This is a genomic window from Mucilaginibacter jinjuensis, from assembly GCF_028596025.1.
Taxonomy (GTDB): domain Bacteria; phylum Bacteroidota; class Bacteroidia; order Sphingobacteriales; family Sphingobacteriaceae; genus Mucilaginibacter; species Mucilaginibacter jinjuensis.
Genome location: NZ_CP117167.1, coordinates 5428929 through 5445275, shown reverse-complemented (window position 1 = coordinate 5445275; position 16347 = coordinate 5428929). Strand labels below are relative to the sequence as shown.

At 44.4% G+C, this 16347-nt stretch carries 13 protein-coding genes; 6 read left to right on the top strand and 7 right to left on the bottom strand.

Going from position 1 to position 16347, the window contains the following annotated elements; translation table 11 throughout:
• The first annotated feature begins 255 nt into the window (after positions 1–255).
• The 5 genes from PQO05_RS23500 (at position 256) to PQO05_RS23480 (ending at position 9415) form a co-directional block, all read left to right on the top strand.
• The gene (locus tag PQO05_RS23500; RefSeq protein WP_273629889.1) at positions 256–3315 is read left to right on the top strand and encodes a SusC/RagA family TonB-linked outer membrane protein; all 3060 of its coding nucleotides are present in this window, start codon (positions 256–258) and stop codon (positions 3313–3315) included.
• Between the two features lie 11 nt (positions 3316–3326).
• Positions 3327–4874 carry a RagB/SusD family nutrient uptake outer membrane protein gene (locus PQO05_RS23495; protein ID WP_273629888.1) on the top strand — a complete coding sequence of 516 codons (1548 nt, stop codon included), beginning with the start codon at positions 3327–3329 and terminating at the stop codon, positions 4872–4874.
• Positions 4875–4955: 81 nt separating this feature from the next.
• Positions 4956–6311: a glucoamylase family protein gene (locus PQO05_RS23490; protein WP_273629887.1), complete on the top strand. Its 1356-nt coding sequence runs from the start codon at positions 4956–4958 to the stop codon at positions 6309–6311.
• Positions 6312–8615, top strand: coding sequence for a beta-glucosidase BglX (gene bglX, locus PQO05_RS23485; protein WP_273629886.1), 2304 nt, complete (start codon positions 6312–6314; stop codon positions 8613–8615).
• Complete coding sequence (locus tag PQO05_RS23480) at positions 8612–9415, top strand: carboxylesterase family protein (protein ID WP_273629885.1); 804 nt, start codon at positions 8612–8614, stop codon at positions 9413–9415. Before bglX ends, PQO05_RS23480 begins: the two co-directional genes overlap by 4 nt.
• A 194-nt stretch (positions 9416–9609) precedes the next feature.
• On the opposite strand, the gene crtD is transcribed toward PQO05_RS23480, so the two are convergent.
• The 7 genes from crtD to PQO05_RS23450 all read right to left on the bottom strand — a co-directional run bounded on the left by crtD (position 9610) and on the right by PQO05_RS23450 (position 15160).
• Positions 9610–11082, bottom strand: a complete 1473-nt coding sequence (gene crtD / locus PQO05_RS23475; RefSeq protein WP_273629884.1) for a 1-hydroxycarotenoid 3,4-desaturase CrtD — start codon at positions 11080–11082, stop codon at positions 9610–9612.
• A gap of 161 nt (positions 11083–11243) precedes the next feature.
• Positions 11244–11792 carry a type 1 glutamine amidotransferase domain-containing protein gene (locus PQO05_RS23470; RefSeq protein ID WP_273629883.1) on the bottom strand — a complete coding sequence of 183 codons (549 nt, stop codon included), beginning with the start codon at positions 11790–11792 and terminating at the stop codon, positions 11244–11246.
• Positions 11793–11842: 50 nt separating this feature from the next.
• The gene (locus PQO05_RS23465) at positions 11843–12748 is read right to left on the bottom strand and encodes a LysR substrate-binding domain-containing protein (RefSeq protein ID WP_273629882.1); all 906 of its coding nucleotides are present in this window, start codon (positions 12746–12748) and stop codon (positions 11843–11845) included.
• Positions 12749–12782: 34 nt separating this feature from the next.
• Positions 12783–12992 carry a type II toxin-antitoxin system HicA family toxin gene (locus PQO05_RS26775; protein ID WP_420490375.1) on the bottom strand — a complete coding sequence of 70 codons (210 nt, stop codon included), beginning with the start codon at positions 12990–12992 and terminating at the stop codon, positions 12783–12785.
• 10 nt (positions 12993–13002) lie between these two features.
• On the bottom strand, positions 13003–13209 hold the full coding sequence (locus PQO05_RS23460) for a 2-oxoisovalerate dehydrogenase (RefSeq protein WP_273629881.1): 207 nt from the start codon (positions 13207–13209) through the stop codon (positions 13003–13005).
• A 62-nt stretch (positions 13210–13271) separates the two neighbouring features.
• The gene (locus PQO05_RS23455; protein WP_273629880.1) at positions 13272–14054 is read right to left on the bottom strand and encodes a hypothetical protein; all 783 of its coding nucleotides are present in this window, start codon (positions 14052–14054) and stop codon (positions 13272–13274) included.
• A gap of 98 nt (positions 14055–14152) precedes the next feature.
• Entirely contained in the window at positions 14153–15160 is a 1008-nt protein-coding gene (locus PQO05_RS23450; RefSeq protein ID WP_273629879.1) for an aspartate-semialdehyde dehydrogenase, read from the bottom strand.
• 155 nt (positions 15161–15315) lie between these two features.
• Between PQO05_RS23450 and PQO05_RS23445 the strand changes: the two genes are divergently transcribed.
• Complete coding sequence (locus tag PQO05_RS23445) at positions 15316–16257, top strand: NAD-dependent epimerase/dehydratase family protein (protein ID WP_273629878.1); 942 nt, start codon at positions 15316–15318, stop codon at positions 16255–16257.
• Positions 16258–16347 lie beyond the last annotated feature (90 nt).

The following is a 16347-nucleotide window of genomic DNA, read 5'->3' as shown; positions in this document are numbered from 1 at the left end:
ACTTCATAGCGTTTGTAATGCCTCTACGCACTGCCATTGGCTATCGCGATTCTAAAGACTTTCTTTAAATGTAAAGCCTGCCAAATTCTGACAGGCTTTTGTTTCGTGTAGGTAAATTAAAAATTTCGTAAAAAATAACCTAAACATTCCCTTTAAATTGCTGTTTCTCTAATTACTGTCAGCTATTCGTAGCATTTAAACGCCCCGTTTTCTACTTTTTTAACCGTTAGGTTTTACTTAAACGAAACTGTAACTATGAAACAATCTTTTACTTTTCTATTTCTTGCGCTTTTTATGTGTTGGGGATTAAGTACCCATGCCCAAAACACTACCATAAAAGGCAAGGTAACCGACGCCACCAACGGCGAAGCGCTTATTGGGGTATCCGTGAGCATTAAAGGCACAACAAGCGGTACACAAACAGATGTTAACGGCGCATTTTCGCTCAGCGCCCCCGCTACTGCAACATTGGTTTTTAGCTACATTGGCTACGCCTCGCAAGAGGCACCGGCGGGTAATGGCCAGGCGCCGCTCGAAATTAAGTTAGGCGCGCAGGCACGCGAACTACAGCAGGTTGTTGTTGTAGGTTACGGCGTGCAGCGTAAGCGTGATGTTACCGGTTCAATCGGTAACGTTAGCGGATCTACCATTACACGACAAGTGGTAAATACACCAACACAGGCTTTGCAAGGCCAGGTTGCCGGTGTGCAGGTTATCTCATCCGGTCAGCCTAACTCTACGCCGCAATTGAGGATCCGTGGTACGGGGTCATTATTGGCTGGTGTTAACCCGCTTTATGTGGTTGATGGGGTTTTAACCAATGATATCCGTAACATCAACAATAATGATATTGTGAGCGTGGATGTTTTGAAGGATGCATCTGCCGCCATTTATGGCGTACGTGGTGCAAACGGTGTGGTTATCATCACCACTAAAAAAGGTAAAAAAGGCCCGCCTGTTATTGCGTATGATGCCAACCTGGGATTCCATGAAGCTGCCAAGACTATCCAGATGGCAGATCGCCAACAATATACATCCTACCAAACTGATGTTAATGCAGGTGCACTTACGGCAGATAAATCGCCATTAACCTATCCGGGCAGTACCAACTGGTATGATGCTGTTTTACGCAAAAGCTTCGAGATGGATCATAATATTTCCGTATCAGGCGGTGGCGATAACAATACCTATTTTTTGAGTGCCAGCTATTTGGACGATGATGGTATCGTAAAAACAAACGGTTACAAACGCTTTACCTTACGTGCCAATAATGAAGTGCAGCTCACTAAAAAGCTGAAATTCAGCGAGCAGTTATCCTTAAGCCGATCGGCAGAAAATCCTATCGATGCAGTAAGCATTTTTAGCAACGTATACCGGGCAGCGCCATTAGTAATCCCGCAGGATGATAATGGTTTGTATGGTAACACTTCGGCCTGGGGTAACGTGGGTAACCCTTTGCTGCAACTTAATAAGATCAATAATTTTACCAGTACCAACAGGGTGCAGGGTAATGTGGCTTTAGATTATGATATTATCCCCGAACTGCGTTTCCATACCGCGTTTAACGTGGATGGCACCTGGGATAACCAGCGTAACTACTTAACCCAGTTTGCGGCCGATGGCAGCACCTTTACTACCGGCGGCGGTAACCAGTATCAGAACAATAGCTCATTGTTTATCCAGCAGGATAACATGTATAATTTTAACTGGGATAATACATTAACCTACGATAAGCATTTTGATAAACACCACGTAACCGGGCTGGTAGGTTACACCAGCGAAAAAAACAGGTTTAGCTTTATTAATGGTACACGTTTAAATGTACCCAATAATTCCGACCAATGGTACCTCGACCTGGGCGATCCAAGTTTAGCTACATCATTAAATAATAATGGCGATAAATATACCCGCCAATCTGTACTGGCCCGCGTTAATTATGATTATGCAGGTAAGTATTTAATTACAGGATCATTCCGCCGGGATGGCAGCTCTAAGTTTGCGCAGAAATGGGGAAACTTTTATACCGTAGGCGGTGGCTGGGTAATATCCGAAGAGGATTTTATGAAAGATCAGAAGATCTTCAATTATCTGAAACTGCGCGCCAGTTACGGTCAGCTGGGTAATGATAACATTGCATCAAGCTTATACATTGTAACTGGTACACCTAACCTGCCTTACTATTATAATGGTCAGCTGGTAGAGGGTACGGCCATTCAGCAAATTAAAGACCCTAATTTAAAATGGGAGGTTACCAACCAGCTGGATATTGGCTTTGAATATGCTTTCTTAAACAACCGCTTAACCGGTGAGGCCGATTACTATAAAAAGAAGGTAAACGACGCGCTGATCAACGTAAGCATCCCGGCTATTTTGGGTTCAAGTTCTACTACTTACACCACCAATGCGGCATCATTCCAAAATCAGGGTTTTGAGTTTGCTTTAAAATGGGCTGATAAAATTGGCACCAAGTTTTCATACTACGCCAGTGCCAATATCAATATTAACCATAATAAACTGCTTGGGTTAAACGGGGGCCAATACCTGCCGGGTGGTGGTATTAACGGGCAGTACGTTACCCGTACAGATAACGGCCAGCCTATTGCCAGTTACTATGTGCTGCAGGCCATTGGCGTTTTCCAGAACCAGGCCGAAGTTAATTCTGCCCCACCAAATTCATTGGGCGAAGCCAACCACGTAGGTGGCCTAAGATATGCCGATACCAATGGCGACGGCAAAATTGACGGTAACGACCGTATTTACGCAGGCTCTTATCAACCTAAATATTATGGTGGTTTTAACCTGGGTGTTAAGTACAGCGCATTTGATCTCAGTACCGATTTTTACTACAACTGGGGCAACAAGATCTACAACGGTAATAAAAATGTGAAGAGCGATTTGCGCGATAATATAGATGCCGATTTTGCCGATAACCGTTTCACAGCAGCCAATCCATCGAGCTCTGTACCTAACGTAATTACATCAAATACACCACCATCAACCTATTTTATTGAATCAGGCGCCTTCTTGAGGTTAAACAACTTAACCTTCGGTTATACCCTGCCTGCCGATGTATTAAAGAAAATTGCAATCAGTAAACTGAGGGTGTTCCTAACCGCACAAAACCTGTTTACCATTACGGGCTACAGCGGTATCTCGCCAGAGCTTACCCCGGCTAATACCAACGTAACCGCAGTAAATGCATCAACTGCAGCAGGTGTGGCAGCCTCTTCGGCCAGTATCTTGTCGTCGGGGATCGATCAGGCAGTGTACCCGGTTGTGCGCACGTTTTCATTTGGTGTTAATGTTACATTCTAATCAGAAAGTATATGAAAAAGATCTTCAACATAAAGTTTATGGCATTGGTTGCAGTGTTTACCGTAATTATAATTGCTGTTAATGCCTGCAAAAATTACCTCGATGTGCCACCGCAAGGGCAAATAACGGCATCACAAATTATCACAGATCCGGTACAGGCTGCTAACCTGGTAACCGGTATTTATAACATATTTTACATCGGTGGTTTCGACCCGGATATTGAGAGTTTTCAATATGTGATCATGACTGATATAGCGTCAGACGATGCGGATAAAGGCAGTTCGCCCACAGATTATGGCGATGCCCTACAGATTGATAACCTGACCACTACGCCTACAAACGCCAATATTAACCTAATCTGGACAGGCTACTACCAAGGTATAGGTCGTGCTAATCAGGCTTTGGGTGTTTTGCAAAATGCCCAGTTTGATGCCACTACTAAAAACAAACTGATAGGCGAAGCCCGTTTTCTGCGTGCCTGGTTTTACTTTAACATGGTAAGGTTTTTTGGTGGAGTACCACTGTTAGATCACGTGCCTACAGCTGCCGAAGCCAATCAGGACCAGTACCAAACCCGCGCTTCGGTTGATGACATTTATAAATTGATTACCGGCGATCTTGACTTCGCAGTAGCCAACCTGCCAGAAAAAGGCTCAACAGACGTAGGCCGTGCCACCAAAGGCGCCGCTGAAGCATTGGAGGCTAAAGTTTATCTGTACCTGAAGAATTACCAAAAAGCTTATGACCTATCTGAAGCCGTAATTACCGGCGGCAAGTACAGCCTAGTGAAAGATTACTCACTGATATGGCGCGAAAACGCTGTTAATGGCGATGGCGGTATCAACAATGCCGAATCTATCTTCGAAATTCAGGCCGGTATCAACCAAGATTGTTCATCGGGTGTAAACCTGTACGTGGTTTCACAAGGACCAAGGGCTGGGGGCAAATTTGGCTGGTCGGATCTGGGTTTCGGTTTCAACAACCCATCGCAAAGCCTGATTAATGACTATGAAGCTGCCGATGTTCGTAAGAACGGAACCATTATATTTATTAAGCCTGGTGGTACGGTGCTGTTCGATGGTTTCCGCATTCCCGGTCAGGATTCGGTGCAGAACTCAACCTATAGTTACAAAGCCTACCATAGCCGCACAGCAGAAAGAAATTGCGGGGGCAACACTGATCACCTGCCGAAGCAACTGCGTTTGCTACGTTATGGCGAAGTTTTGCTGATTAATGCCGAAGCTGCTTTCCAATTAGGTAAAACCGGTGACGCAGCTACCGATATTGGTTTACTGCGTACCCGTGCCGGTTTATCGGCCACACCACCGGCAGGTATCAGCCTTACTTCTATCTGGCACGAGCACCGTATGGAGATGGCCGAAGAGCACGATCGCTTCTTCGACCTGGTTCGTCAGGATGGGGTACAATCCGGCCGGGCAGCTGCTGCTTTTGCTGCCGATGGTGGTAAAGTCTGGAAGTCGACCAACGCGCTGTTCCCAATTCCGCAACAGCAAATTGACCTGAGCGGTGGCCGCTTAAAACAGAACCCCGGCTATTAATTTTATTGCATTTATCAGCATTTAATCATCGCTTGTATATTACTTATTTAAGGTATATAAGCGATGCTCATTTTTATCAAAATGAAGAAGATATTCACAATTATCGCTCTGCTTTGCATTGGGTTTTATGCCAGTGCGCAGAAGAAAAGTAGTACCCCCACAGATGGTATCAAACCGGTCGGCACCATCAAAAATTTATCGGATAGTGCACTGCTCGATGTGGTGCAACGGCAAACTTTCCGGTACTTCTGGGACTTTGGCCACCCCGTTAGTGGATTGGCCCGCGAGCGTAGTAATGTAGCTTACGACTATGGAAACGAAGTGGTAACCACCGGCGGCTCGGGCTTCGGGATTATGGCCATGCTGGTTGCCGACAAGCGCAAATGGATCACCCACGACCAAGCAGTTGAGCGCATGACTAAGATCGTAGAGTTTCTTTACAAGGCCGATTCTTACCACGGTGTGTTCCCGCACTGGATGGATGGCAAAACCGGTAAAACCATCCGATTTAGCCGCAAGGATGACGGGGCCGATCTGGTAGAAACCTCATTTCTGTTTCAGGGCTTGCTGTGTGCCCGCCAGTACTTTAATGCCAACAATGACCAGGAACGCCACATCCGCGATGTAATTAACTGGATGTGGGGTGAGGTGGAGTGGAACTGGTTTACCCGCGATGGGAGGGATGTGCTATACTGGCACTGGTCGCCTAACAATGGCTGGGCGATGAACTTTCCGCTGCGTGGATTTAATGAGTGCCTGATCACCTATGTGCTGGCAGCATCGGGTGAACGTTACCCGGTATCGCCTGAAGTTTACCACCGGGGCTGGGCGCAAAGCGATTTCTTTAAAAATGGGAAAACGTTTTATGGCCATGTACTGCCACTGGGCTTTGACTATGGCGGCCCGCTGTTCTACACGCATTATTCATTTTTAGGATTGAACCCTAAAGGCTTGAAAGACCGCTACGCCGACTACTGGGAGCAAAATCTCAACCATACGCTCATCAACCATGACTACTGTGTAGATAACCCCAAAAAGTTTAAAGGTTATGGCCCCGACTGCTGGGGACTAACTGCGAGCGATAACCATGAGGGCTATAATGCCCATTCGCCAACTAATGACCTGGGGGTAATTACGCCGACTGCTGCGCTATCGGCATTCCCTTACACACCCGAATATTCGATGAAAGCATTGCGCCATTTTTATTATGATCTGGGGGATAAGATCTGGGGCGAATATGGTTTTACGGATGCTTTTAACGAGAGTAAAAATTGGTACGCAAAATCGTATCTTGCCATCGATGAGGGGCCGATTGTGGTAATGATTGAGAATTACCGCAGTGGCCTGATCTGGAACTTGTTTATGAGCTGCCCCGAAGTACAACAGGGTTTGAAGAAACTGGACTTTCAAAGCAGTACGTACCATATAAACCAATAAATGCCTTCAAAAATTAAGATGATGTACTACAGAAAAATCAGCTGTGCAGTTATTGCCACGGCGATTACTATGAGCGGATATGCGCAGACTAAAAAAACTGCACCGCAAAGCAAAATGGATCAGTTTGTAAGCAACCTGATGGGTAAAATGACCTTGGATGAAAAGATCGGTCAGCTTACGCAATACACCAGCGATATGGCCTTAACCGGGCCGAGTATCCGCGCAGGTTATAAAGAAGATATTCAAAAAGGTATGGTGGGCTCAATATTTAATGCCTATACCCCGGCCTATACCCGCCAATTACAGGAAATGGCGGTAAAGAACACCCGCCTGCACATTCCGCTGATTTTTGGGTACGATGTTATCCACGGACATAAAACGATATTCCCTATTCCGCTGGGTGAAAGCTCGAGCTGGGATTTGGCAGCGATGGAAAAAAGTGCACATATAGCCGCGGCAGAAGCATCGGCAGATGGCTTGCACTGGACATTTGCCCCAATGGTTGATATAGCCCGCGACCCACGCTGGGGCCGTGTTGCCGAAGGTGCTGGTGAAGATGTTTGGCTGGGCAGCCAGATTGCCAAAGCCCGTGTAAAAGGTTTCCAGGGCGCAAGCTTTGATGGTACAACCGTTATGGCTTGTACCAAACACTACGCCGGTTACGGTTTTATACAAGGCGGCCGCGATTACAACGTGGTTGATGTAAGTAACCGTACCTTATGGGAAACCATCTTGCCTCCGTTTAAAGCAACGGTTGATGCAGGCGTGGGCAGTTTCATGACCTCGTTTAATGAAATTGCAGGCGTACCATCTACCGCTAACAAATGGCTGGTTGATGATGTGCTGAAAAAGCAATGGAATTACAAAGGTTTTGTGGTGACAGACTATACTGCCATTAACGAAATGGTGAACCACGGCAACGTAGCCAACGAAAAAGAAGCCGGTGAAGCTGCTATTAACGCAGGCATCGATATGGATATGCAGGGTTCTGTTTTCGCGCATTACCTGAAACAATCAGTTAGTGAAGGCAAGGTAAAAGTGCAGACTATTGATGAGGCTGTTCGCCGCGTACTGGAGGCTAAATATAAACTGGGCTTATTTGCCGATCCTTACAAATACTGTAACGAAGAGCGTGCCAAGACCGAAATTATGAGCGCCGCTAATCTGAATGATGCACGCGATATCGCCCGCAAATCATTCGTATTGTTGAAGAATTATCAGCAGGTGTTACCTTTGAAAAAATCAGGGTCAATAGCCCTGATTGGTCCGCTGGGTGATGATAAAAGGGATATGATCGGTAACTGGTCGGGCGCTGGCGACTGGCATAAAGCCGTTGGCCTGTTAGAAGGTATGAAAGCCGTTGCAGGCCCGGGTGTTGAAATTACTTACGCTAAGGGTGCTAACATTGCCGACAATAAATCTATCGTAGACCAGATGAACAGCCAAGGCGGCGAACTGGTAAATGATGACCCCGACGCGCTATTGAAACAAGCTATGGATGTTGCCCGCAAAGCGGATGTTATTGTAATGGCTGTAGGCGAATCGCAGGGGATGACCGGTGAGGCTGCCAGTCGATCAGATATCAGCATCCCCGAAAGTCAGCAACGTTTAATGCGTGAAATTTATACTTTGGGTAAACCTGTAGTATTAGTGTTGATGAACGGCCGCCCGCTTACCTTAACCTGGGAAGATGCCCATTTCCCGGCCATTTTAGAAACCTGGTTTGCAGGTACCGAGGCCGGTAATGCCATTGCTGATGTATTGTTCGGTAACTATAATCCGGCAGGAAAATTGACTGTCAGCTTTCCGCGCAGCTTAGGTCAGATCCCGGTTTATTATGATATGAAGAAAACCGGTCGACCGGCTGATCCTAATAACAAATACTCATCTAAGTATCTGGATATTGCTAACGACCCGTTGTATCCATTTGGTTATGGTTTGAGCTATACCAGTTTTACTTACACCCAACCGGTATTGGATAAAAAGACCATTAAAACAACCGACAAGCTGAACGTAAGTGTAACGGTTACCAATAATGGTAATTATGACGGCGAAGAAGTGGTACAACTTTACATTCGCGATGTGGTAGGTTCTGTAACCCGCCCAATGAAGCAGTTACGTAACTTCCAGAAAGTATTTTTGCGCAAAGGCGAATCAAAAGAGATCAAGTTTACGTTAACAAACGACGACCTGAAATTCTACGATGCTAATATGAAATATACCAGTGAACCTGGCGATTTCAAGGTGTTTGTAGGCACAAACTCGCGCGATACACAAGAAGCAGACTTTAAACTGACCCTATGATAATTGTAAAAAAGTATTTTTTAGTTGTAATGCTGGGCTTAGGCCTGGCATTACCTGTTTTAAGCCATGCCCAAAGCACCGGCAAGTTTGAAAAAGGTTTGTATGCCGAAAAAAAGGATACACTGCCTTACCAGATTTTAATGCCCGAAAATTTCGATCCGCAGAAAAAATACCCGCTGGTTATTGTATTGCACGGAGCTGGTGAACGTGGTAATGATAACCAGGCGCAAATGAAATACGGAACCGGCTTGTTTTTAAATGCAACTTCGAGAGAAAAATACCCGGCCATTGTTATTTATCCGCAATGTCCTGCAAACGGTTTCTGGTCAAACGTGAAGTATAAAAGAGATACCGTGGCCAATAAAAACGTATTTGATTTTCAGGAAGGTGGTGCGCCAACCAAAGCGATGACTGCATTGATGGGATTGATAGATAACTTTTTGGATAAGCCTTATGTGAACAAACACCAGGTTTATATCGGTGGTTTATCAATGGGAGGTATGGGCACGTTCGAGATCATCCGTCGCGAGCCGAAGATATTTGCCGCAGCATTTGCTATTTGTGGCGGCGACAATACCAACAACGCGAAGATCTACGCCAAAAAAGTGCCGCTTTGGATTTTCCATGGCGCTAAAGATGATACCGTTTCGCCAGATCATTCTATCGTAATGGTTGAAGCCATTAAAGCCGCCGGTGGCGATCCGAAGTTTACCCTTTATCCAAATGATGGCCACAATAGCTGGGATGATGCTTTTGCAGAACCTGATTTATTGCCGTGGTTGTTTGGGCATGTGAAGTGACCTCTCCCAAACCCTCTCCAAAGGAGAGGGCTTTAAAAAATAATCGCTGTCGCAAGTTTAGCATAGCGTAACTTGTGACTTATCTATTGTAAGCTTTCAGCTTACGCAAGGTGAAACCTTACATAAGTATTACCACAAGTTAGAAACTTGCGGTAGCGGATTATTTTTTGTCTTGATTCCTGGCTCTCGATTCTTTATTTCACCCATTCCCCTACAATCTTCGCCGATAGCAAAGCCAACGGAATCCCTCCGCCAGGATGCACGCTTCCTCCGCAGAAATATAGATTCTTAATTCTGGCAGACCGGTTAGCATGCCTTAAAAACGCAGCGAATTGTGTGTTAGAGCTATTGCCGTATAAAGAACCCTGATAAGATGAAGTTTTACTTTCGATACTTCGGGGATCAAGAATGCTTTCAGAAGTAATCAACTGTTTAACATCTGCGCCCAAAATGCGGAATAGTTTTTTACGAATGTTTTCCCGCGCTTCATCGATCAGTTTATCCCAATCCTGCCCGGTATTGTTGGGTACATTGATCATTACAAACCAATTCTCGTGCCCGGCAGGTGCATCATCAGGTTTATATTTAGAGCTGATATTGAGGTAAATGGTAGGATCATCGCTGATATTTTTTTCCTGCCAGATGTGATTGAACTCGGCCTCGTAATCGGCGCTGAAAAATATATTGTGCAGGTCGAGTTGTTTAAACAGCTTTTTAATTCCCCAATAAAATATCAGGGCAGAGCTGCTGCGTTCTTGCTGTAGTATTTTTTTAGGTTGAAGTGCAGGATACTTGCTGAGTAATTTTTGATAAGTAAACCACACATCCATATTAGAGACCACAACATCAGCCGGAAGAAAAGCATCCTTTATCTTTATCCCTTTCGTCCTTTTGTCTTCAATAACTATTTCCTCAACAGGCGAGTTATAGTGAAATTTTACCCCTACAGATTCGGCCAACTTTACAAGGCTGTCGGTTATAGCCTGCATACCCCCTTCGGGAAACCAAGCGCCGTAATGCTGCTCGAGGTGAGGGATCACATTTAAGGTTGCAGGTGCACTATATGGGTTCGATCCGTTATAAGTGGCATATCTGTCGAAATACTGCACCATGCGGCTATCCTTAAAAAAGTTCTGATTGGCTTTATGCATAGTGCGCATAGCATCAATCTGCAATAACCTTAAAATAGATTTGAGGGTATTAAACCGCAGGTAAGTTTTTATTTGATGCAGGGATCGCTCTAAAAAAACATGATTGGTGATTTGGTAAATTCTTTTACTATTGGCAGCAAATTTCTGCATCGCCTCGGCAGCTTCACCGGTTTTGGCAGCTATTTCATTAGCCAGTTTTTGCTCATCAGCGTAAGCCGTTAGTTGCGTGCCATCCTCGTAAAAGTATTGGCAAACTACTTCCAGTTTTTGATAGTTAAAATAATCGCGCGGGTTTTTACCGGTCAGTGTAAACAGCTCATCCACATACTGCGGCATGGTAAATAGACTGGGGCCTGCATCGAAACGGTAACCGTCTTTTTGTATCGAAGTAAGCTTACCACCCGGATAACTATTGACCTCGAAAACTTCAACCTCGTACCATTTTACTGCCAAACGTATGGCAGTAGCAATTCCGGCAATTCCGGCTCCGATAATGAGGGCTTTTTTAGTGGGCACGTGCAAATATATAATAACTCAAAAAAGAACGTCATTGCGAGGTACGAAGCAATCGCGAACAATACAGAGCGGTTCTGTAGGTCGGGGATTGCTTCGTACCTCGCAATGACGTGTATAGTTTGTGCAAGAAGGGTCTTGATTCTTGTTTCTTGACTCTCTCCTTACGCGTGTACGCCCTCTGCAATTTCTTCAATCGCTTTGCGGTTAAAGGCTGGTAAATCGGCAGGCGTACGGCTGGTTACGAGGCCGTTGTCTACAACAACTTCTTCATCGACCCAATTGGCACCGGCATTAACTAAATCGGTGTGGAGTGATGGATATGATGTTAATTTTCTGCCTTTGATTAAGCCGGTCTCGATTAGCATTTGCGGGCCGTGACAGATAGCGGCCAGTGGCTTACCTTCTTTTAAAAATGCAGCTACAAAGGCAACAGCATCTTTATTTTGGCGAAGCTTGTCGGGGTTTAACACGCCGCCGGGTAGTACCAGGGCATCATAATCCTCGGGATGCACTTCGCTTAGTTGTTTATCAACTTCTACTTCAATACCCCAGTGGTCGTGGTCCCAGGCTTTAATTTTGCCGCTTTTGGGCGATATAATATGTACGGTAGCACCGGCTTCTTCCAACGCTTCTTTAGGGCTGGTTAACTCTACCTGCTCAAATCCTTCTTCGGTAAGGATGGCTACGTTTTTGTTATTTAATTGTCCCATGGTTGTTTATTGTTTAGTATTAATAACAACCGGGGGAACGGGGCAAGGTTTTAGATTTTTGTACTTTGATTTTGCATAGCGTAATCGATAAAATTACTGGTGAGGCCGTAATCTTCGGTACCTTTTCTACGGATAAAATAGAAGTCGCGGGTAATTTTCAAACCCTCAATCGGAACCTCTACCAGATCGCCTTCGGTAAGTTGGCGCACTATCGATGGCCTCGGCATAAAGCCCAGGCATTGATCGGCCAGCAAGAAGTTCTTCAAAGCCTCGGTACCACCTAAACGAATTTTTACCGAAAGATCGGCCGGGGTAATCTGATGACCTGCCAGAGCTTTCAACAGCGCATTCAGCGTACCCGAGCCACGCTCGCGCAGGGCAAGCGGTGTTTTTAGTAATTGTTTAAGCGTCAATTTCTTACCCGCCAAGGGGCTGTTTGCCGAACAAACCGGGATCACCTCATCGCTCATAAAAGGCTTGTAAGAAACAGTGGTAAGCTTGTTATCTACCTCAATAATACCCACATCAACCTCGTGGGTAAGCAGGGCGTTTAAAATATATTCGGAGTTACGGTTTACCAGCTGAATATCCACATTGCTGTATTCGCGCTGAAAGCCTGACAATATCGACGGCAAAATATATAGCGCAATGGTAGTACTGGCCCCCAAACGCAAATGCCCCGCCGCGTGCGACAGGTTGCTGAGAATCGACAAATCGTATTCTATCTTTCGCTCAATCTCGGTAGCCTGCAAAAGGTATTCGTTCATCTTTTTACCGGCCTCGGTCAGGATGATACTGTTACCCTTGCGCTCGAAGAAAGGTACTTTGTAACGGTCTTCCATCGCCTTAATATGTTTGCTGATGGCTGGCTGGGTTACAAAGAGTACCTGTGCCGCCTTAGAGAAACTCAGGTTGGCAGCAACTTCTAAAAATACGCGGTGGCTAAAGGAGATCATTATAAGTTCTTTAAAAGTTATTCGCGGGTTATTTCTAAATATTGACAGACCTCATTAAGTATTCCAGAAAGTGTCCGAGCTTTAAAGGATCGTGGTCGGGAATTGTTATATGATGAGTTGTTGACTTTGAAGAATTAGTTAAACGAATATGACTGCCCTTTTGCCTTGTGCTTTCATATCCATATTTCTGAAGAACTTTAATTAACTGCTTACCCGATATATTTCGGGGTGTTTTTGGAGACATGTATTAGAAGCTATACAGTAATTATTTCTTCTTTAACTAAATGTAAACGAATAATTTTAGGAGCCATACCTTCATCGTAATGAGCTAAAACGGCTTCTTTAATGTTATTCTTTAACTCTTCAATGGTTTCGCCGTCTGTAAATATAGATTCGCCCATTGCTTTTGCGGTAAAGCCTCCCTCCAAAGCCTCCTCAACTAAAAAAAACACTTCGTTCATATATCAAATTTACTTATAAAAAACGAATTATTAATTTGCTTTAAGGATTATCAAATTAGATGTCAATTTTTTACACGCTCAAAATACTGACCGGTAAATTTATATATAATTCTGTTGCGGGTTACTTTTCCTTTGGCAACAACTACAGGTAAGGTAAATGTTTGGGTGGCATCGTTGTACTCAATATCGGGGTTGGGCGGGTTGCTTTCTTCCGAACCTCCGTTATAGGCATAATTTATTGAATTATGCAAGCCTGATGTTGTTTTGATGATCTTTACCTTATCGTCCAGCACGACATTATTAATGGCGAACATTTTTATGGCTTCCTCATTTCCAGAATCTCCAAGTGCCCGCGATACAAGCGCCACATAGTAATTTTGCCCATTAATATTTAACGAGTGGAGTTCAAAAAAATAGTTCTGGTTAAATTCATCCATAGTACCAATATCAAGTATCGATTTAACGACCGGGCCCGCTTTATACTGAATAACATTGCCACAGTTACCGATAGTGCCACTCATGCCGGTACTCCATGAATAGATCCTGAATTGCTGATCTGCAGAGGTCAGTATCTTAACATCCGGAGACAAACTTTTTAACGACATTGTAAGTATCGCAGGGTAAGCGGTGGCATAATTTTTCAGCTTTGCAGCAAATACCTGGTTCGCTTTGTTTAAAGAATCCATTGATGTGTCGCTTTTCATTCGGTTTTCGTCAAGCTCCCAATAATTTATTTTATTAAAGCATTTACGAAGGTCTGCTTCAACAGCTTTTTCTTTTACCGGTTGGGCAAATGCATTTAAAAATGAAAATGTAATTAGTAGTGATAAGATTAGGGGTTTCATGCAGCTAATATAATTAAAGCCAATAAAAAAGGGATAGCTTTCGCTATCCCTCAAATATTATAAATCCGAAATCGAAAATCCGACTTCCGAAATCAAGCTTACGCTTCTACAGCCTGCCCAACCAGATGATTGGCAACCAGGTACTCTGCAATTTGCACGGCATTGGTAGCAGCACCTTTACGCAGGTTATCTGATACGATCCAGCAGTTCAGCGTGTTCGGCTGGGTTTCATCACGGCGGATGCGGCCTACAAATACTTCGTCTTTATCGTGTGCCTCAAGCGGGGTAGGGTATTGCAGGTTAGCAACATCGTCAACCACAATAACGCCAGGGGCTTTGCTCAAAATATCGCGAACTTCTGCCAGGTCGAAATCGTTGGCAAATTCAATGTTAACAGACTCAGAGTGGCCGCCCATTACCGGGATACGCACGGTGGTAGCTGTAACACGGATGCTATCGTCGCCCATAATTTTCTTGGTTTCCAGCACCATTTTCATTTCTTCTTTGGTGTAACCATTTTCTTGGAAAACATCGATATGCGGCAATACGTTCAAATCAATTTTGTACGGATAAGCCATCGGGCCTTCAATACCGGCGCGCTCGTTCATTAACTGGTCAACCGCTTTTACACCAGTACCGGTTACAGACTGGTAGGTTGATACTACCACGCGTTTAATTTTATATTTATCGTGCAGTGGTTTTAAAGCCACTACCATTTGGATTGTAGAACAGTTAGGGTTAGCGATGATCTTATCTTCGGCAGTTAAAACATCAGCATTAACTTCTGGCACAACCAGTTTTTTGGTTGGGTCCATACGCCATGCAGATGAGTTATCGATAACGGTGATACCTGCAGCTGCAAATAATGGGGCTTGCTCTAAAGAAGTGCTTCCGCCGGCAGAGAAAATAGCAATTTCAGGCTTTTGCTTTATCGCATCCTCAGCAGAAACAATCTTATATTGCTTACCCTTATAAGTAACTTCTTTACCTACACTTTTTGCCGAAGCAACCGGGATTAATTCTGTGATTGGGAAGTTGCGTTCTGCAAGAACCTGCAACATTTTGGTGCCTACTAAACCAGTAGCACCTACTACTGCGACTTTCATTTTTGTTGTTAAATATAATTTTTAAATAAAACCTGAATCCAAATATGCGACTTTTTTCTGAAATATGCTACCAAACAGGTCGTTAATGATTGTGACAGCATTATTATAAAGGCATTTGATGCATTTTTTTACCTTTGCGCTTTATTAGATTTTGCATGAGCGAGAAGATTTTAGTGATAGGCGCAAACGGCCAGATAGGGACAGAACTGGTGTTGGCTTTGCGCGGTATTTACGGTGCAGAACAGGTTATCGCCTCTGACATAAACAACGCAGCAGACGTTATTAAAGACGGCCCTTTTGAATTTGTAAACGTACTGGATAAAGATAACCTGCGTAACGTTTTCGAAAAATATAAACCTACGCAAGTATACTTGCTGGCAGCCATGTTATCGGCCGTAGGCGAACAAAAACCCAAACTGGCCTGGGATTTAAACATGAACGGCCTGTTATCTGTTTTAGACCTTGCTGTTGAATTTAAAACGGCTAAAGTTTTCTGGCCAAGCTCAATCGCGGTGTTCGGTCCGCATTCTCCTCAATATAATACACCACAATATTGTGTGATGGACCCTAATACGGTTTACGGTTTCAGCAAACTGGCCGGTGAGCGCTGGTGCGAATATTACCACGCCAAACATGGTTTAGATGTGCGCAGCATCCGTTACCCGGGGTTAATCAGCTGGAAGGCTGCACCGGGCGGCGGTACTACAGATTATGCTATCCACATTTTCCACGAAGCTTTAAAAACTAAAACTTATACCAGCTTTTTATCGGCACACACAGCTTTGCCGATGATGTATATGGACGATGCCATCCGCGCTACCATCAGCTTAATGGATGCACCTGCCGAAAACATCAGCATCCGCTCGAGTTATAATTTGGGCGGTATCAGCTTTACTCCCGAGATTTTATCGGCCGAGATTAAAAAACATATCCCGGAATTTGAGATCAGTTATGCAGATAACGACCCACGCCAGGCCATTGCGGATAGTTGGCCAAAATCAATTGACGACAGCCAGGCTCAGCAAGATTGGGGTTGGAAGCTCGAATTCGGATTGGAGAAAATGACCGAAGAAATGCTGGGTAATCTTAGTAAATAGTTATTCAGTTATTTGTTATTGAGTTATTAACTTTGTTGTTCGTACAATTCGCTATAATTTGTGAAATTCGTACCATCAATTAAATCAGTC